Origin of the sequence: Nocardioides luteus (assembly GCF_014648595.1) — a bacterium.
Lineage (GTDB): Bacteria > Actinomycetota > Actinomycetes > Propionibacteriales > Nocardioidaceae > Nocardioides > Nocardioides luteus.
Window position 1 is genome coordinate 1 of sequence record NZ_BMRK01000028.1, and the last position, 17434, is coordinate 17434.

Below are 17434 nucleotides of genomic sequence, written 5' to 3' on the forward strand. Positions count from 1 at the left end.
GCTGCTGAACGTGTCGGCCTGGTCGACGTCGGGGTGCAGGGTCCCGGACAGCTAGCGGGTCGGGTCGATCTGGTCGACCGGTTGGAGAGTGAGCGCTTGGTCTACGGGCTGGGCGCTCTTCTTCATTTGCGCGGCGCGTAGGGGGACCGGCCGCCAGGCCGCACGCCCCCGGAGGCCGCGCCTGCGGCCGAAGGCCGCCTTGAGTCAGTAGAGAAAGTTCTCACGGAACGTCGGATAACGCGGTGGTTTCACCAGATCAGGGGATGACCTGGATGATCGACCGTCTGACCCGATGAGGCAACGCCTAGATTGCGGAGCGTGCTTCCATCCAGGCGTCGAAGGCAACAAGAAGTCGCGGCTCGTGAGGCTGCTGGCGAGTCACTTTGGACCGACCGTTTCGATGCCCCGACGCTCGTGCGCCTGAGCGAGCTATGGCTCGCTATGGAACGTCTGGCGCACGAGATGCATGGACCGGCGGTTTTCGGGGAGCGAATCTCGGACCTGCTACGACGTGAGGGAGGCTGGTCGGTCGGAGGGATGATCCGTCCAGACATGCTGAACAGTGCTCCGCCGCCGGCTTCTGAGTTGGTCCAGGATGCCCTCGCGGCCACGTGGGTAGCGGTCCGCGAGATGACCTCGAAGCAAACCGCTGAGGTCTTTGCTCGGGATGTGAACGAAGTCTTGGCGGAGCATCGGCTTGCTTTTAAGTTCGTCGAGGGCGAACTGATTCCCTTTTCGTCGGATGAGCTGCTCCAGAAGATTGTGGAGCCGGCACTGCGATTGCTCATCGGTCAGAAGTTCGCGGGGGCACACAGTGCGTATCTCAACGCCCTTAGGGAGATCGGCGGAGGAAGCCCAGCGGACGCGATCACGGACGCTGGAACTGCACTGCAAGAGTGTCTTGTGGCGCTCGGTTGTCGGGGAAACGCCCTCGGCCCTCTGATCAAGGATGCCAAGAAGAACGGTCTTCTTGGTGGGCACGACCAGCAGCTCATGGACGGGATTGAGAAGTTCATGCATTGGGCCAACGCGGACCGGAATACAACCGGGGACGCCCACTGGGCCTCCGAGGCCGTGGTTGCGGACGCGTGGCTCATGGTTCACGTCGTGGGCGCGCTCATGGTTCGACTCGTTGATCCAGGAAAGCCTAGAACCGAGGTCTGACACTACGCATTGCGGTCTGGCTGTCTTCGTTGGCACTCGGGTGGCCTTCATGCCTCGACAACGCGCCTGCCTTGTCCGTCTCCGAGTGTTCACATGAATCGGTTGTGACAGGAGGGACAGATGTGAGCGTTGTTGCCTGAAATCTACTGTCTAACCCAGGGCGGGCCATCGTGCGGGTAGTTGCTTCGGCGTGTTGCTTCGAAAAATTGCAGCCCTGCGTGGTCCGATTTCCCTCGGCGTTCAGGGAGGACGCCCACCCCGGAGGGAACCTCGTGCCCGACTGCAGCACAGACGGACTCTGGAGCATCTTCGCAAGGGATAAGGACTGATGGAGACGACCGCGAGGAACCGAACAATCGGCGGGATCGTCATCGCTGCGATAATTCTTATACTTCTCCTAGTGCTCTTTTCGTGCACCGTGACCGCAGATCTACAGGGATACGGGTATACCTATCATCGGGATGCGCAGGGGTACGTGGCTACCGTTGATGTGCCGACGCCCGAAGAAATACCACCAGAGTGGGATTGTCACCCCAAGGATGGTGCGTTTAGGACGTTGACTTGCGACATCCGGGTCGACGGCGCCCAAGGACCCGATGCCGATGGCTTGACCCGACAGGAGATTGAAGCTCTTGTTAGGGAGGAAGTCGCGCGCATCGAGGACACTCCCAAAGTCGAGCCGAAGCAAGAACGGGATTCTCCGTCGGACGCCTCGCCGATCGACTGGCCGAGCTGGATCATGGCCGTGGTGGCTGTTGCGACCCTTGTCTGGCTGGTGTTCACGCAGCGTGATCACATTCCGGCACTGGTAAAGAAGGTTCGCCGCCCGTTTGTTTGGCTACGTCGTCGGTTGGAGGCCAGGATGCAGATCACGAGCAGCGGCCCTGGGCCGCTTCGTCGCAAGAGGGGCTGGCGGCCGGATCGCAGGGGTTCTTAACGGAACTGTGCCCACTAGGTGATCCAGGCACTCCCTACCGCCAGCGGTCGTTCCACACGTTGATGTCGCGCTTCGCGGGTCGCATCTCCTTGACACTCAGCCAGTCCCACCGGATCTCGGGCCTCTGGTACGTGGTGTCGACCCAGATCACCCAGGCACGCCACCTACCTTTGTGCAACTCCCACTTGAGCACGAGGCCCGGGGCATCGGCGCGGATAGTTCCGGCGTTGGCGATGCACCCAGACGTGCAGCCAGTGCCTGGGATTGGGCCAGGCGTCGTTCTTGGGAGGGTTGGCCGACACGCCTCAGGATATCGAATGTATGTTCGACTCATGGTCGGCGGCCACTGAGGGGGCAAGGCCGATGACCCTCTAGGTGCCGACGCGCTAGCGTTGGTCGGGTGTCTGATGTCCTGAGCGCCGCGCAAGAAGAAGCCCGTCGACTAGTTGAGCCACTGGGTCGACGCTGGCTGCACCTGTCCGCGGTTGGCCGAAAGGCCGAAGTTCTTGCGCCGAAGGTCGGTCTCGATGTTGGCCTCCTGGCGGGAGCATGCTGGCTCCATGACATCGGATACGCCCCCGAGTTAGTTGACACCGGGATGCACGCCATCGACGGTGCGCGCCACCTTCGACGAATGGGCTGGGATGAGCGCGTCGTCTCGATGGTTGCCCACCACTCCTGCGCGCTGCTGGAGGCCGAGGAGCGTGGCCTTAGCGCTGCGCTCGACGAGTTCGAGCGGCCGCCGGCGGAGTACGAGGACGCGGTGTGCTTCTGTGACATGACGACCGGCCCGGCCGGGGCTGACGTATCCGCTCCTGATCGTCTCGACGAGATCGAGGTCCGCTATGGCCCGGACCACCTCGTGACGCGATTTATTCGCCGTGCGCGACCTGAGATTCTCGCCGCTGTTTCGCGGGTGGAGGGTAGGCGGTCGGGCGCAGCTCGGTCGGCCTGACTAACTGGCTGCCGAGGTCTGGTCGATGTGCGGCCACTGTCCGCTGAGCGCCCAATCGATCCGGACCCGCTGACTACGGTCCATCTGGAGCCCTGGCACCTTGTCGGGATCTACCCACTCGACGCTGAGACTTTCCTTGCTCGGCGTCGGTTCGCCAGCGAGGTAGCGCGCGGCGTAGATGATCGTGAACTCCTGGCGGACCTCGCCGTCCGAGGTGTACTCGATGCGGTGTAGTGGATCGGTCCAGATGCCGACGAGATCGGTCACCGCAACCTCGATGCCGGTCTCTTCGAGGGTCTCGCGGATAGCGCAGTCTGTGAGCGATTCGCCGGGGTCCATCGCGCCCCCTGGCATGGACCAGTTGCCGTTGTCGTCGCGACGGATAAGCAGGATGCGCCCGGCCTCGTCGCGTACGAACGCGCCAGCGCTCGGCTTGATGCTGTTGACCTCCGGCGCTGCCGGGTCGTCGTACCAATCGATCCTGCGGCCCATGCCAACAGGCTACGGCTCACGCGGGCGTGGCGTCCTTCCATACCCGGTCAAAGGCGGCGGCGTAGTAGTTGAAGAGATAGGCCTCTGCAGCGCGCTGGTAGTGGAACACGGGGGAGTCCTTGGCGGGTGCGCCGTGGGTGTGAGGGTTCGCGAGAACCTCGTCGTCGAAACGGTAGATCGAGGCGTAGAGCGGTGCGTCGTGCTGGCGTACGTCGACCCCAGGCAGGCCCTTGACGTGTGCCAGGTACTCCAGCGTTGAGCGTGCGCGCTCTGGGAGTGCGGGCAGTCCTTCGTTGAGCCCTCGAAGGCGTACCGCTTCGCTCTCCGGGTCTCCGAGAAGCACCCGAACCTGTCCGCCTGCGGCCGAGATGCGCTCGATCTCGCTGGCCAGGCCGTAGACCTCGACGAGGAATCCGCCGGCATAGGCGAGTACGTCCAGTCGCTCGGTCGTGCGAGTCAGCAGAGAGCGCCACACGTCGCCGGGCACGCTCTCGCGGGTCGGCCACAGCTGGACCAACTCCGACTGGGCCGAGGATGCCGCGCGGGAGTCCAAGAGCAACTGCGGCCACAGGTAGGTCTCGTCGTGTCCGAGTGCCTCGGCAACACGCGCGCGGGTGCCCGGGTGAGGTACGCGCCCCTGGCTGATCCACCGCTCGACGCTCTTCGGATCCACGCCAACCGCCCCGGCGAGTGCGGAAGCGGTCATGCCGGATGACGTGAGTGCTGAGCGGATGCGCTGGTTTGCTGCCATGTCCCCATCCTGGGGCAAATGTCCCCAAATGTCCAGTGATTGGGGTGAATGTGTCCCCTGGTTTCGCGGGTCAATGGATGCAATCCGGAAGAGGTCCGGACACGCAACCAAGGAGCAAGAGCAATGGCGATTCAGCGGAGGATGAACCTCACCATCGAGCAGGTCTTCCCGGCAGGTGCGTTCATCGTGGGCGCGGTCGAGCCGGTGCAGGACTGGGACCAGGCGGCGCTCCCGGATGGGACCCGGCCGCAGAAGATCGACAAGGAGACCGGTCTGCCGACCTGGACGGTGCCGGTCCTCGACGCGGACCCGGAGGCGGGGAAGAACGAGAAGACGGTCAACGTCAAGATCGTTGCCAAGCACCAGCCGGTGCCCCCGGCCAACGACACGGGTCTGCCGTTCGTCCCGGTCGAGTTCACCGGCCTGGTCGGTGTCCCGTGGATCGACGACTCCGGCAACCGCCCCAAGCTGCAGTGGTCGCTGACCGCTACCGGGATGGACGCTCCCTCGGCGCGTAAGCCCGCTGCGGGTGCTGCTGCCTCTAAGGCGGCTGCGTGATGTGGGCCGACCTGGAGTTCCTGGGCAGCGTGATGGAGCGCCTGCCGCAGATCGATGTCCGGTCCCCGGGGCTGGTCTCGCTGGAAGTCCTCGAGGGCGGCACGGCCCTCGGCGGTCGTCGACTGCTCGCTGATGTGCGGGTCACCATGCGCACCATCACCGAGGCTCAGACTCTGGCGGACACGCTCGGCCTGACGGGGCACTACCGCGACCCGGTCATCGACGGCCAGGTCATGCACGACTGGGTCGGCCTGGTCGACAACACCACCGGCCGTCCCATCGACGTGAGCGTCGTTGCCTACGAGCCCACCGACCAGACCACTGACGAGACCACCGACGAGACCACCGACGAGACGACCGGGGTGAGGGCCTGATGGGCACCGCGCTCGGCGTCGTCATGGTCCTCGGCCTGCTCTACCTCGTCGCCTCCGTGCTCTTCGACTGAGCACGACTCAGGGCACGGCGTGACACCCCGAAGGCTCCCGCTGGCCGTCGCGTGAAGGGAAGCGCGTGGCGGCTGACGGGACTCCACCCCAGCACTCTCTGGAAAGGCAGCACGTCATGAACGAAACACTCGTCTACAGCGTTGGCGGTCTCGTCGCGCTCCTGGTCGCGGTCCTCGTCGCGCTCCCCACGACCCGCAAACCCACCCTCGCGGCCCTGGTCTGGGTCGGCATGCTGGTCCGCCGTGCCTGGTGGTGGCTGCGCTTCCGGATCACCTGGAAGGGCCTCGCCCGTGAGTCCGGTCTCTCGAAGCGTCGCACCAAGCGCGTGAAGCGGATGGGCGTCGGGGAAGAGTCCATCGAGAAATGGCGCGACCCGAAGTTGCGGAGGGTGATCACCTCGTCGCACTCGGTCACGCTCAAGGTCCGCACTCGTCGCGGTCAGGCCCTGGCCGACCTCGAAGCCTTCGCCCCGAAGTTGGCGGCGACCTACAGCGCGGATTCCTTCCGGGTCTATCCCGCCAAGCGTCGCGCGGGGTCGACGGTGATGTTCGAGCTGGTGATGCGGGACCTGATCACCAAGCCTGCTACGGCCTCGATGCCGGAGCCTCGGATGCAAACCTCGTCGGTGCTGCTGGGTCGTCGTCAGAACGGGAAGCCGTTCCACCTGCAGATCGAGCAGCGTCACACCCTGGTTGTTGGTGCCTCGGGCGCCGGTAAGGGCTCGTTTCTGTGGGGGATCGTCGGCTCGCTGTCGCCGGCTATCGCGGTCGACGCTGTGCGTGCCTACGGGATCGACCTCAAAGGCGGCATGGAGTTGACCATGGGTGCCCCGCTGTTCACCAAGATTGCCGTCAAGGGTGAGCAGGCCGTCGAGATGCTGCAGGAGTTCGTAGCGATCGCTGACACTCGCACCGAGGAACTGCGCGGCGTCTTGCGCAACCACAAGCCCGGTCCGGGTGACCCGCTCTACCTGCTCCTGATCGATGAGTTGGCCTCGCTCACGGCGTACGCCGACCCCGAGATCAGGAAGGAGGCTGAGCGGCTTCTCAAGCGGCTTCTGTCCATCGGGCGCGCTGTGGGTGTCGTCGTGGTCGCGTTCGTGCAGGACCCCCGTAAGGAGGTCATCGACATGCGCGGACTGTTCACCCAGACCATCGCTCTGCGGGTCCGCTCGGCGATGGAGACCAACATGGTCCTGGGTGACGGCATGGCTGCCCAAGCGTCGGCTCACCGGATCTTGAAGGCTGCCCAGGGTACGGCGTGGATCATCGACGAGGACGGCTCCACCGACCGGGTACGCGCCGACTACTGGCCCGATGAACTCATCCGGCAGTTGGCCTCGCTCTACCCCGCAACCCCCGACCTGGCCACCATCCCCAACATCGCCCCGGACGCTGCCCCTGGGGAACTGCCCGGGATGCAGCTCTCCCTCACCGATGGCGGTGCGCGATGAGTACCCCGGCCTGGATGGAACACGCCGCCTGTGCCACTCGGGAGGCTCGCGGGCTGCCCTGGACCACCGACGCTGTCGAGACTCCCACGGTCCTGGTCGACCTGATGCGGGAGACCTGCGACGGCTGCGCGGTCCGCCTCGCCTGTGCTGCCTACGCCCGCACCTCGAAGGCCTCTGGTGGTTGGTGGGCTGGGGTCGACCGTGCCGATGAGCCTGCCGACCTCCTGGAGCTGCTCGACGTTCTCCCCGCGGCTTCGGTTCTGGGCGGTGCGGCATGAAGACGTTGGCTGGTGACCCGATCACCCTGCAGCGGGTCAGCGAGCCTGCAGGAGACGGCGGACTCTGGGTCGCGACCTGCACCGGGTGCGGCTGGACCTCCTCGGAGCCCGGTTGGGCCACCTACAAAGACCCCACCATCGCTGCTGCTCGCCGCCACGCCGAGTGCACGGGTGACCAAGGAGCCCTGTGGTGACCATCTCGACCTTGGATGCACCGGGCATCCACAGTGACGCATCCTCCTCGACCTCGGGCTCGTTCCCTGGGTTCGGGGAGGATGCGCCGCTGGATCTGTCCGGACTCACCGACGCTGGCCTGCAGGCGGTCACCGCTCGTCTGATCGACAAGACCTTCGACGCCTTCGCTGAGACCGCTGCGGCGGTGAAGAACTGCGCCCACCCCGTCCGCCTGGTCGGCCGCTCCGAGACCTACGAGCTCGACCCCGCCACGGGCGAGGTTGGCGGGCTGCTGTCCTCGTTCGACTCCGCCGATGCACCGCTGGGGCTGCTGTACCGGGCCTGCGGGAACCGTCGCGCTGACGTGTGCCCGTCCTGCTCCCGGACGTATGCCCGTGACACGTTCGCGATGATCAACGCCGGCCTGGTTGGTGGCAAGACGGTGCCTGACACGGTCGCAGAGAACCCGCTGCTGTTCGCCACGTTCACCGCGCCCTCGTTCGGCCACGTCCACGGATACCGAGGCGGCAAGCCCTGTCGGCCGCGTTCCCGTGACATAGGCGAACGCTGCCCGCATGGTCGACCGACCGCCTGCCACCAGCGTCACGACGAGGACGACGCGCTCAACGGTGCGCCACTGTGCTTCGAGTGCTACGACTGGCAAAGCGCGGTCATCTGGCAGTACTGCCTCCCTCAACTGTGGCGCTACACGACTCAAGCCTTGCGCCGCGCTCTCGCTCGCTGCCTTGGCGTTCCGGACTCTCGGCTGGGCAAGGTGGCGTCGCTGCAGTTCGTCAAGGTTGCCGAGTACCAAGTGCGCGGCTTGGTCCACTTCCACGCCCTGCTTCGGCTCGACGGCCCGGATGGCCCGGGATCTGCTGCGCCGCTGGATGGTCTCGACCTGGCCCAGATCCTCCAGGCCGCTGCCGCTGAGATCTTCGTGGACGCTGCGCCGGCATACGCGGGTGATCCCTCGAGGCGGCTTCGCTGGGGAAAGCAACTCGACATCCGAGTCGTTCGCGATGGTGACCGCATCGAGGACCCAGACAGCGACCTCACCCCCGGCCAAGTCGCCGGATACCTGGCGAAATACGCGACCAAAGACGCCAACTCGGTTCGCGCCGACGAGCCCCGGCCCCACCTAGCCCGCCTGGTTGAGGAATGCCGGGACCTGGCCGAGTCTGCTGCAGGTCACTACGGCTACGGCACCGACGAGAAGGGCAAGCCCCTCAACCCGTACCACTACCTCGGCAAGTGGGCGCACATGCTCGGGTTCCGGGGTCACTTCTCGACCAAGTCCCGGCGCTACTCGATCACCCTAGGTCGTCTGCGTCGCGCGCGGGCTCGCTACCAAGCCTTGGTCGCTGCCTCACACACCGACGAGGAAGCACGCACGCAGCTCCTCGACCTCGGCCAACTCGAATCGCTCCTCCTGGCCGACGACGAGGAAACAACCCTCGTCATCGGCGAATGGGCCTATCAAGGCTCCGGGTGGACGAACCCCGGTGACGAAGCCCTCGCCCTCGCGGCTGCTGCCCGTGCCCGCGAATACGACCAGTGGAAGGCCCAGACCAAGAACACCACCAACGGGAAGGGGAAGTGAGATGGATGAGAAGTTGCTCTACCGGATCAGCGAGGTTGCGTTTTACCTCAGCCTGAGCCGGTCGAAGACGTACGAACTGGTGCGGGTCGGTCACCTGCCCTCGGTGAAGATCGACGGCATCCGGCGCGTTCGTGGCTCCGATGTGGTGCAGTACGTCGAGGGACTGAGGGCCGCCTGATGGGCAAGGTGAAGGACGGCATCGTCAAGCGTGGCAACACCTGGTCCTACGTCATCCGGGTGACGGATGCCCACGGCGTCAGCAAACCCAAGTGGAAGGGCGGCTTTGCGACTGCCGAGGAGGCCAAGGACGCTCGCGATGAGGCGCGCGTTGCTGCTCGTCGTGGGGAGTTCGTACACCGGAAGTCGACGACCGTTGAGGAGTACCTGGCTCAGTGGCTCGAAGCGCACCGGATGGAGATTCGGCCGAAGACGGCTGAGGACTACCGGCTGATGATCGCGCGCTACATCGTGCCTCGCCTCGGCAAGATGCGGCTCCAGTCGGTGAAGCCCGCGACCCTGAGCACCTTCTACGCCTACCTCCTGCGGGAGGGCGGAAAGGACGGTGGCCCGCTGTCTCCTCGGACGGTCAACTACGTGCATTCGGTCCTCCGGAAGGCACTCAACGATGCCGTCAACACAGACCAGATCCTGGCCAGCAACCCGGCGCTCAAGGCCAAGCGCCCGAAGTCACAAGGGGTGACCGCAGTGCATGACATCTGGGACGCCAAGCAACTAGCCCGGTTCCTCGACGCCGTGGCGGCTGATCGGCTCGGGCCGTTCTTCCGGGTCGCTGCCTACACCGGCGCTCGACGAGGCGAGCTCTTCTATCTCCAGTGGTCGAACGTCGTCCTCGACGGCTCAGACCCGCACATCTGGATCCGGGGCTCAACGGCGATCGTTCGTGGCCACCGGGTCGACGGAGGAACCAAGACCGGCCGGGCTCGCCGGGTCAGCATCGATGCGGGAACCGTGGCTGTTCTCCGGTCCCACAAGGAGCGCCAGGAGAAGGAGCGCGAACTGGTCGGGGCCTCCTGGCCGGACAACGATCGGGTGTTCCGCATGGAGATGGGTACGCCGCTCCGGACCGACCTCCCCGGCGAGATCATGCGTCGGGTCATCAAGGGCCTTCACACCTCGAAGAACCCGCTTCCGTCGATCCGCCTTCACGACCTCCGCCACGTCCACGCGACGTTGCTGCTGAAAGCCGGTGTGCCGGTTCACGTCGTCGCGGCTCGTCTCGGGCACCGCGATCCCTCGATGACCCTTCGCGTCTACGCGCACGTTCTGAGCGACCAGGGCGCGAGCGCTGCTCAGACGTTTGCAGACATCTTCATCGAGGACGACGAGGACGACACCGAGGACGGGAATCAGTGATGGGTGTTAGCAACGGCGTTAGCAAGCGGGCCGGTTCCGGCTCCTCGCTCCCCCACCAGATGGGGCGATTCACGCTCAATTGTGGCTCCCCGGGTAGGAGTCGAACCTACGTCGCTAGTCCTGATTCAAAGTCAGGCGGGCCCTGCCGGCAGACCAACCGGGGAACGTACGCCGAAACGCACGGGACAACTGTAGACGGGAGAGTGTCCGTTCACCTCACCGACTAGACCACGTCGCGGCGTAGGGAGACGACGGCGGCGAGCGCGGAGGCGGCCAGGACGTAGAGAAGGAGGACGAGGGCACCGAGGAGCGGGGTCTGGATCACGGGGCCGGCCAGTCCCGTCTCGGCCGCGATCATCTCCAGCAGCGCCGTCGATCCGGTGAGCGATGCGGTGGCGCCACCGGGGAGGTACGGGTAGGCGATGTTGATGCCCGGGAGGATCATCACCAGGTTGTCGACGAGGTAGAAGTAGCCCAGCGTGATGCCGATGGCGAGGAGCTGGTGGCGCGCGACGGCACCGATGGAGACGCCGAGCAGCATGTAGATCGCCGCGGCGATGCCGTAGCGCACCGAGGTGCCGAGGATGGCGGTGAGGCCGAGGCCGGCTTCGATGCCGTTGACGACGGTGCCGGCGTAGATGCCGATGACTGCGGAGAGCGCCAGGACGAGGCCGTACGCCAGGCCGAGCGCTCCGTAGACGAGCAGCTTCGCGGTCAGCACCACACCACGCTTGGGAACGGCGAGGAAGGTGGTGGCGACGGTGCGGTGTCGGTATTCGCCGGTGATCGCCACGGTGCCGATCAGCGCGGGGGCGAAGAGGGTGACGCCGAGCAGGCTCAGGACTGCGGAGACACCTTCGACCGTGTCCAGACCGGGCATCGGCGGGGTGGCGTTCTCCGGGCCGGTGAGTCCGACGATCCCGGTGAGCACTCCCCCGCATCCTGCCGCGGTGAGCAGCGTCCACAGCGGCAGCCGGGTCCGGGTCAGCCGCACGGTCTCTCCTCGGACGGCGTCGTTCAGCCGGCGCATGCCATCTCCTTCTCGATCATGCTCAGGTAGGCCTCCTCCAGGGAGGCGTGCTCGGCGGTGAAGTCGGCCAGGGAGCCGGACCAGAGGGAACGGCCACCGGCGATGAGCACCAGGTCGTCGATCACCTGCTGCAGCTCGGTGAGCACGTGGCTGGAGACCAGCACCGTCCCGCCCGCGTCGGCGAACGTACGCAGGAACCTGCGCAGCCAGACGATGCCCGACGGATCGAGTCCCTCGGTCGGCTCGTCCAGGATCAGCCCGGAGGGTCGTCCCAGCAGCGCCGTCGCGAGGGCGAGCCGCTGCTTCATCCCGGTCGAGAACCCGCGGATCCGCCGACCCGCCACGTCGTGCAGACCGGTCTCGTGGAGCACCTGACCTACCCACTCGCGAGGTACGCCGATCAGCGCGGCCTGCGTCTGCAGGTGGCCGCGCGGGGTCATCCCCGGGTGAGCGCCGGCCAGGTCGCCGACGACACCCAGGACCTGCGACGGGCGGCTCAGTGCTGCGTACGGGACCTCATCGATCGTCGCGGTTCCACGGTCCGCGCGAACGAGGCCGGTGAGGATGCGCAGCGTGGTGCTCTTGCCGGCGCCGTTGGGCCCGACGAAGCCCGTCACGCGTCCGGGCAGGGCAAGCAGATCGACGCCGCTCAGCGCGGGCACCGGCCCGAAGGACTTGGCCAGGCCCTCGGCCCGCAGGACCGGGCCGTCCAGCGTCTCGCTCGGGGCCGACGTCCCCGCGGTCACGAGCGTGCCCGGGCGAGCAGGGCGTCGAGCCGGGCGGCCTGCTCGGCGGCGTCCGGGGCGCTGACCAGCAGTTCGTCGAAGCCCCCACCCGACTCCCGGTCGCGCAGCCGGACCCGCAGCATCGGCAGCCCGCGTGTCATCGAGACCAGCCGACGGGTGCCGTCGGGGTGGCGGAAGGTGCCGAGCTTGCGGAAGCCGGAGACCACCAGGCCGGAGCGCCAGCCCAGGATCTCGGTGCTCCAGCCCGGCAGCAACTCCACCGAATCGATGGCGCCGATGGCGACCGAGTGGGCCGCGCGGCCCGCCATCAGGCGCTCCCAGCTGGGAAAGACGAGCGTCAGCAGGTGGTCCTCGACGCGGAGGGTCGTCATCTCTTCTCCTAGAATATGCTCAGATCAGGAACATTCTCATTTTGAGAATAATGGAGGTCCTCATGCCGCCGCAAGGCAATATCGCCGACGTCGTCGCACACCCCGTCCGCCTGCGGATCCTGCAGGCCGTGGGCGGTCGCGACCTGACCACCGCGCAGCTGCGCGAGCTGATGACCGACGTGCCGCAGGCGACGCTCTACCGGCACATCGCCGCGCTCGTCGACGTCGGCGTTCTCGCCGTGGCATCGGAACGGCGGGTCCGCGGCACCGTCGAACGCACCTACACGCTCGGCGAGCAGATGGCCCACGTCGAGCAGTCCGAGCTCGCGACACTCTCCGACGACCAGCTCCGGGCGAGCTTCCTCGCCTTCGTCGGTGAGCTGCTGCGTACGTTCGAGGGGTCGCTGAGCCTCGGCGACCTCGCGCGCAGCCACCTCGGGTTCGGCACGGGCGCGATGTACGTCGACGAGGACGACCTCGCTCGGATCCAGCAAGGCTTCAACGAGCTGCTCGCGCCGTACCTCGAGGAGGTGACCGGGAAGCAGCGGGTGATGCTGTCGACCGTGCTGCTGCCTGCTGAGTAGGCCTCGACAAGCTCGACCACCGTGATCAGCACCCATGCGATAGCAACATTTGTTCCTTTTAATGGGTACAACCGTTGTCATGGCCGACATGACGCTGGCGCGGATCGGCGCGATCGCGGAGCGGCGGTGGGGGCTGATCAGCACCGCTCAGGCCGCCAACGCAGGCGTGTCTCGCAAGCAGGTCTCCCGGATGGCCACGAGCGGCGCGCTCGAACGCGTCACCCAGGGCACCACCGGTGGGTTTCGGGGGTTTCGGGGGTGGCGCGTTCTCGAAGAGGGGTCTCGACAAGCTCGACCACCGGGGGCGCCGGATCGCTTACGGTGAGCAGGTGGACCTTCCTGTGATGCCGCCGATCCTGCCGATGCTGGCGAAACCTGTGAAGAACGTGCCGACCGACGGCGGGTACGCGTTCGAGCCGAAGTGGGACGGGTTCCGGTGCATCGTGTTCAAGGACGGCGACGAGGTGGAGCTGGCGTCGCGGAACACCAAGCCGCTGACGCGCTACTTCCCCGAGGTCGTCGAGGCGCTGCGGGAGACGCTGCCGGAGAGGATCGTGCTCGACGGAGAGATCTTCGTGGCGATCGGCAACCGGCTGGAGTTCGAGGTGCTGCAGCAGCGGATCCATCCGGCCAAGTCGCGGATCGACCTGCTGGCGGAGGAGACACCTGCTGCGTACGCCGCCTTCGATCTGCTCGCGCTGGGTGAGGAGTCGTTCCTCGACAAGCCGCTGACCGAGCGGCGGGCGGCGCTCGAAGGTGTCTTCGACGGGCTCGAGGGCCGGAGTGTGCATCTGTGCACGACGACGACCGACCCAGAAGTGGCCCAGGACTGGTTCACCCGGTTCGAGGGCGCAGGACTGGACGGGGTGATGGCCAAGCCGCTGGACGCACCGTACGCCCCCGACAAGCGGACGATGCTGAAGATCAAGCACGCCCGCACGGCCGACGTGGTCGTCGCCGGCTACCGCGAGCACAAGACCTCCACCCCGGAGAAGCCGCTGCTCGGCAGCCTGCTGCTGGGCCTGTACGCACCCGGCGAGGACGGTCAGCCGGAGCTCCAGCACATCGGCGTCTCGGCGTCCTTCACCGCCGCGCGCCGCGCCGAGCTGTGGCAGGAGATGCAGGAGCTGGTGGTGCCGATCGAGGAGCACCCGTGGGGCCGGTGGAGCGAGTTCCTCACCGCCAACCCCGACCGCGTCCCCGGCACCCAGAGCCGCTGGTCGCAGGGGAAGGACCTCTCCTTCGTCCCGCTGCGCCCGGAGCGGGTGGTCGAGGTCGGCTACGACCACATGGAGGGTCGCAGGTTCCGGCACACCGCCCAGTTCAAGCGGTGGCGGCCCGACCGGGACCCGGAGTCGTGCGGTTACGAACAGCTCGAGGAGCCCGTCGCGTACGACCTGTCCGAGGTGCTGGGAGGTCCCTGATGAACAGCGCGATCAAATCCCGCTAGGGTCTGGGCCATGAGCTACGACGTCGTACTCCTGGTCGAGCAGGCACTCACTCTCGACGACGCCACCCGGGTGCACTCCCTCCACGAGGGAGTCGAGGACCCGGTCTACCACGTGCTGCTGCCCTTGGAGGACGCAGCAGCGCGGATCGAGTCTGCGATGGGCACGCTCAGCGCAGCCGAATACCTCGGCTCGGCGATGATCATGAACGAGATCGACCTCGACGCCGTGCGCGAGGAGGCGAAGGAGGAGGCCGAGAAGTCTCTGGCCCAGACGCTGAAGGTCCTGAAGGCCTCCGGCGCCGCTGCCCACGGCGAGCTCGTCCAGGACCCGGTCAAGGCGCTGCGCGCCAAGGTCGCCGCGGTCGACGGACGCGAGGCGATCATCATGACCCGGCCGCACGTGGTGGCCGAGTTCTTCCACGTCGACTGGACCCACCAGGCGCGCCGCCACCTCGACGTGCCGGTCCTCCACCTGATCGAGCACGAGACCTTCGACGAGCAGGCCGGCGAGGGTGAGGGCATCAGCGGAGCCTGATCCGTTACGTCCCGATCACGCCTGACCTCGGCAATGTGACGGACGACGCACCAAAGGTTACCGCTCTGTTACCGGCATTCCATGGTCGCCGCTGCCCGCATTCCCCTAGGATCTTCAGGTCGCTGTTCCGGGGGGATCCAGCGGCAAGGAAGTGCCTGCTCGTGCGATCGGGGGATCCGCGCTGAGCAGGCACTTCTACTTTTCGCCTGGCGACGACTCAGCTCGACCGGGCGGCCTCCAGGGCGGTACGCCGCTCCTTCACCCACGTCGCGATCGTCTCGCTCGCCGTCCTCAGCTCCGCCGCGGTCAGCGCATCACTGGTGGGCACCGTCTCTGCGAGCTTCTTCGCCGTCGCCTCCGCGGTTCCGTTGCCGTAGACCTCCTCGAAGAGCCTCCAGTACGCCGCGGTGTAGCTCTCCTTCACGCCCTCGGACTCGAGGAACCGCTCCTTCAACGGGTTCCCGCCGCGACCCCCACCGGCCTCCTGCTGCTTCGGAGACCGCGCCCACTCCGGCGGCTGCTGACCACCCTGCTCCCCGCCCTGCCGTCCCTGCTCCCGCAGGCCCTGCCCGGCCCCGCCGGGGCGCTGACCGTTCGCGACCCGGTTGCCGCCGAACATGCTGATCTCGTCGTCGGGCCCGAGGGTCGCGTCGCCCTGCATCGCGAGGTTGAGGTCCCAGGAGACCACCGAGAACCTCTTCGACGTCAGGTCGTACCAGAGGTAGTAGTTCTGCCCCGGCCCGCCCATGTCGTCGCTGTTCACGATCAGGTTCTGCATGGCCAGGTACTCCGCCAGCGAGTCCACGTCGAACCACTGGTCGAGGTCGGCCGCGAACTCCTTCTCGTCGGCCTCGTCCAGCCACTTCAGGAAGTCGATGATCGGCTGCAGCGTGCCGTCGTCGCTGGAGTTGATCTGCTTGAACTGGTCGCTGTAGGAGGACTGGTCGTCATCGACGTAGCTCAGCTTCGAGGATGCGTCCGCCTTGTAGAGATAGCCCGGTGAGTCGAACAGGTTGTTCGCCGCGTTCTCGTCGGGGTGGGCCAGCAGGAGCCGTGTCGTCGTCTCGCTGCCGTTGACCGAGTAGACCGCATACCCGTAGTCCTGGGTCGGGAGGCCGGCGGCCTTCGTCAACGAGAGCGCCATCGCTTCGTTGAGCACGGGGCTCCCGGGGCGTACCGAGATCTCGGTCATGCCCTGGTAGGCCCGCCCCTCGACGTGCTTGTCGAAGCTGAGCAGCAGCGGCAGCGACGTGGGGTCGTCGGCGGACGCCTGCGACATCCCGCCGGGGCCGGCGCGGCCCTGCTGACCACCCGGGCCGCCCTGGGGCATCCCGCCGTCTTCGGGAAGCTTCGTGCCCTCCGGAAGCTCCATTCCTTCGGGAAGCTCCATCCCTTCGGGAGGCTCCATGCCCTCCGGAGGCTGCATACCACCCGGGCCGCCGCGACCACCGCTGTTGCCCCGCAGCCCCATCAGCGTGGAGTTGCCCTTCAGACGTACGCCGACATCGTTGACTACGGTCCCGTCGATGGTCAGCGTGGCGGTGACCCACTCCTTGTCGCCGTCTTTCTGGAAAGAGTCGATCATGTCGTCGTACTCGACATCGGAGATGTCGATGGACAGCTCGTGGTCCACGGAGGTGTCGAAGAGGTCAACGGTTCCCTGGAGATCCTCGGTGATCGTCGCCTCGGTGACCGTGGCCGCACCGGTGATGTAGGGCTTGATCCCCACGTCGCTGATCGTGGCCAGCAGCGCGACGCTGAAGACGACCAGCAGACCGACCAGCTTCCAGTGCTGGCGCCACGCGCGTGGCAGCCGGTGCCGTAGCCGGCTGCCCGGCGTCTGTTCCTCGGCCATCACAGATCGGTCTGGTCGTAGCCGGTCAGCACGGTCACGCGCTGGCCGCTGTTGACGCCGGAGAGCGCCCGCATCAGCTCACCCGAGCTGGTCCCCTTCTTGAGCTGGGCGGTGTAGTAGAGCTCGACCAGCGCTCCGGAGCGTACGGACTCGGTCGAGACGAGCTCGAAGTCGGAGCAGTGCTGGATCATCAGGTCCTCGACCAGGGCCGTGTACGCCGGCTCCGGCGGGACCTCGACCTTCACCACCTGCCGCTGCACGTCGAGCTTGAACCAGCTGAACTTGTTCATCAGCACCAGGACGAGGCAGATGATCACCGTGGCGGCGATGGCCAACAGGTAGAACCGGGTGCCGGTCGTCATCCCGATCGCCATCACCAAGAAGATGAACCCGACGTCGCGGGTCTCTTTGATGGCGTTGCGGAAACGGACCACCGACAGGGCTCCCACCAGCGCGAACGCGCGGGCGATGTTGGAGCCGACGACCAGCATGATCAGCGAGATCACCATGCCGACCAAGACGAGCGTCTGGACGTAGGACTGGCTGTAGGAGACGTTCTTGTGGGTGGCCCGGTAGACGTAGCCGATGATCGCGGACAGCACGAACGAGAGCGACAACGACACCACGATGTCGAAGACGGTGAACGTGGAGCTGAGATCCTGGAAATCGAGATTCATG

The 17434-nt window shown here is 66.4% G+C and carries 22 protein-coding genes and 1 tRNA gene; 15 read left to right on the forward strand and 8 right to left on the reverse strand.

Annotated elements, in window-relative coordinates:
* The first annotated feature begins 552 nt into the window (after positions 1 to 552).
* From IEY81_RS22180 to IEY81_RS22190, 3 genes are all read left to right on the forward strand, one after another.
* A complete protein-coding gene (locus tag IEY81_RS22180) occupies positions 553 to 1164 on the forward strand; it encodes a hypothetical protein (RefSeq protein WP_189120675.1) in 612 nt (203 codons plus the stop codon).
* A 328-nt stretch (positions 1165 to 1492) separates the two neighbouring features.
* Positions 1493 to 2101, forward strand: coding sequence for a hypothetical protein (locus tag IEY81_RS22185; protein ID WP_189120676.1), 609 nt, complete (start codon positions 1493 to 1495; stop codon positions 2099 to 2101).
* Positions 2102 to 2501: 400 nt separating this feature from the next.
* Positions 2502 to 3056 carry an HDIG domain-containing metalloprotein gene (locus tag IEY81_RS22190; protein WP_189120677.1) on the forward strand — a complete coding sequence of 185 codons (555 nt, stop codon included), beginning with the start codon at positions 2502 to 2504 and terminating at the stop codon, positions 3054 to 3056.
* Here IEY81_RS22190 and IEY81_RS22195 read toward each other — a convergent pair whose 3' ends face one another.
* Both IEY81_RS22195 and IEY81_RS22200 read right to left on the reverse strand, forming a co-directional pair.
* On the reverse strand, positions 3057 to 3548 hold the full coding sequence (locus IEY81_RS22195; protein ID WP_189120678.1) for an NUDIX hydrolase: 492 nt from the start codon (positions 3546 to 3548) through the stop codon (positions 3057 to 3059).
* Between the two features lie 16 nt (positions 3549 to 3564).
* The gene (locus IEY81_RS22200; protein ID WP_194501193.1) at positions 3565 to 4299 is read right to left on the reverse strand and encodes a helix-turn-helix domain-containing protein; all 735 of its coding nucleotides are present in this window, start codon (positions 4297 to 4299) and stop codon (positions 3565 to 3567) included.
* A gap of 123 nt (positions 4300 to 4422) precedes the next feature.
* On the opposite strand from IEY81_RS22200, the gene IEY81_RS22205 reads away from it, so the two are divergent.
* From IEY81_RS22205 to IEY81_RS22240, 8 genes are all read left to right on the forward strand, one after another.
* Complete coding sequence (locus IEY81_RS22205; RefSeq protein ID WP_189120680.1) at positions 4423 to 4857, forward strand: plasmid replication, integration and excision activator; 435 nt, start codon at positions 4423 to 4425, stop codon at positions 4855 to 4857.
* Positions 4854 to 5231 carry a hypothetical protein gene (locus IEY81_RS22210; RefSeq protein WP_189120681.1) on the forward strand — a complete coding sequence of 126 codons (378 nt, stop codon included), beginning with the start codon at positions 4854 to 4856 and terminating at the stop codon, positions 5229 to 5231. Before IEY81_RS22205 ends, IEY81_RS22210 begins: the two co-directional genes overlap by 4 nt.
* Before the next feature lie 187 nt (positions 5232 to 5418).
* Positions 5419 to 6756, forward strand: a complete 1338-nt coding sequence (locus IEY81_RS22215; protein ID WP_189120682.1) for an FtsK/SpoIIIE domain-containing protein — start codon at positions 5419 to 5421, stop codon at positions 6754 to 6756.
* A gap of 14 nt (positions 6757 to 6770) precedes the next feature.
* Positions 6771 to 7034 carry a hypothetical protein gene (locus IEY81_RS22220; RefSeq protein ID WP_194501195.1) on the forward strand — a complete coding sequence of 88 codons (264 nt, stop codon included), beginning with the start codon at positions 6771 to 6773 and terminating at the stop codon, positions 7032 to 7034.
* Positions 7031 to 7228 carry a hypothetical protein gene (locus IEY81_RS22225; RefSeq protein ID WP_189120684.1) on the forward strand — a complete coding sequence of 66 codons (198 nt, stop codon included), beginning with the start codon at positions 7031 to 7033 and terminating at the stop codon, positions 7226 to 7228. Before IEY81_RS22220 ends, IEY81_RS22225 begins: the two co-directional genes overlap by 4 nt.
* Complete coding sequence (locus IEY81_RS22230) at positions 7225 to 8811, forward strand: replication initiator (protein WP_189120685.1); 1587 nt, start codon at positions 7225 to 7227, stop codon at positions 8809 to 8811. The genes IEY81_RS22225 and IEY81_RS22230 overlap by 4 nt, the downstream gene beginning before the upstream one ends.
* A gap of 1 nt (position 8812) precedes the next feature.
* Positions 8813 to 8989, forward strand: a complete 177-nt coding sequence (locus IEY81_RS22235; protein ID WP_189120686.1) for a helix-turn-helix domain-containing protein — start codon at positions 8813 to 8815, stop codon at positions 8987 to 8989.
* Positions 8989 to 10185: a site-specific integrase gene (locus IEY81_RS22240; RefSeq protein WP_189120687.1), complete on the forward strand. Its 1197-nt coding sequence runs from the start codon at positions 8989 to 8991 to the stop codon at positions 10183 to 10185. The genes IEY81_RS22235 and IEY81_RS22240 overlap by 1 nt, the downstream gene beginning before the upstream one ends.
* An 82-nt stretch (positions 10186 to 10267) precedes the next feature.
* On the opposite strand, the gene IEY81_RS22245 is transcribed toward IEY81_RS22240, so the two are convergent.
* The 4 genes from IEY81_RS22245 to IEY81_RS22260 all read right to left on the reverse strand — a co-directional run bounded on the left by IEY81_RS22245 (position 10268) and on the right by IEY81_RS22260 (position 12332).
* A tRNA-Gln gene (locus tag IEY81_RS22245) sits at positions 10268 to 10349 on the reverse strand.
* 59 nt (positions 10350 to 10408) lie between these two features.
* Positions 10409 to 11215, reverse strand: a complete 807-nt coding sequence (locus IEY81_RS22250) for an ABC transporter permease (protein WP_189120688.1) — start codon at positions 11213 to 11215, stop codon at positions 10409 to 10411.
* On the reverse strand, positions 11203 to 11961 hold the full coding sequence (locus IEY81_RS22255; RefSeq protein WP_229788085.1) for an ABC transporter ATP-binding protein: 759 nt from the start codon (positions 11959 to 11961) through the stop codon (positions 11203 to 11205). Before IEY81_RS22255 ends, IEY81_RS22250 begins: the two co-directional genes overlap by 13 nt.
* Positions 11958 to 12332 carry a hypothetical protein gene (locus IEY81_RS22260; RefSeq protein ID WP_189120689.1) on the reverse strand — a complete coding sequence of 125 codons (375 nt, stop codon included), beginning with the start codon at positions 12330 to 12332 and terminating at the stop codon, positions 11958 to 11960. Before IEY81_RS22260 ends, IEY81_RS22255 begins: the two co-directional genes overlap by 4 nt.
* Positions 12333 to 12394: 62 nt before the next feature.
* Here IEY81_RS22260 and IEY81_RS22265 point away from each other — a divergent pair, with 62 nt between their 5' ends.
* The 4 genes from IEY81_RS22265 (at position 12395) to IEY81_RS22280 (ending at position 14901) form a co-directional block, all read left to right on the forward strand.
* Complete coding sequence (locus IEY81_RS22265; protein WP_189120690.1) at positions 12395 to 12916, forward strand: helix-turn-helix domain-containing protein; 522 nt, start codon at positions 12395 to 12397, stop codon at positions 12914 to 12916.
* An 88-nt stretch (positions 12917 to 13004) separates the two neighbouring features.
* On the forward strand, positions 13005 to 13241 hold the full coding sequence (locus IEY81_RS22270; RefSeq protein ID WP_229788087.1) for a type IV toxin-antitoxin system AbiEi family antitoxin domain-containing protein: 237 nt from the start codon (positions 13005 to 13007) through the stop codon (positions 13239 to 13241).
* 4 nt (positions 13242 to 13245) lie between these two features.
* Complete coding sequence (locus IEY81_RS22275; protein WP_189120692.1) at positions 13246 to 14340, forward strand: ATP-dependent DNA ligase; 1095 nt, start codon at positions 13246 to 13248, stop codon at positions 14338 to 14340.
* A gap of 36 nt (positions 14341 to 14376) precedes the next feature.
* Positions 14377 to 14901, forward strand: coding sequence for a hypothetical protein (locus IEY81_RS22280; protein ID WP_189120693.1), 525 nt, complete (start codon positions 14377 to 14379; stop codon positions 14899 to 14901).
* A gap of 217 nt (positions 14902 to 15118) precedes the next feature.
* On the opposite strand, the gene IEY81_RS22285 is transcribed toward IEY81_RS22280, so the two are convergent.
* Positions 15119 to 16756, reverse strand: a complete 1638-nt coding sequence (locus IEY81_RS22285) for a CotH kinase family protein (protein ID WP_189120694.1) — start codon at positions 16754 to 16756, stop codon at positions 15119 to 15121.
* A complete protein-coding gene (locus IEY81_RS22290) occupies positions 16756 to 17433 on the reverse strand; it encodes a DUF4956 domain-containing protein (RefSeq protein WP_189120695.1) in 678 nt (225 codons plus the stop codon). Before IEY81_RS22290 ends, IEY81_RS22285 begins: the two co-directional genes overlap by 1 nt.
* Between the last annotated feature and the right edge of the window lies 1 nt (position 17434).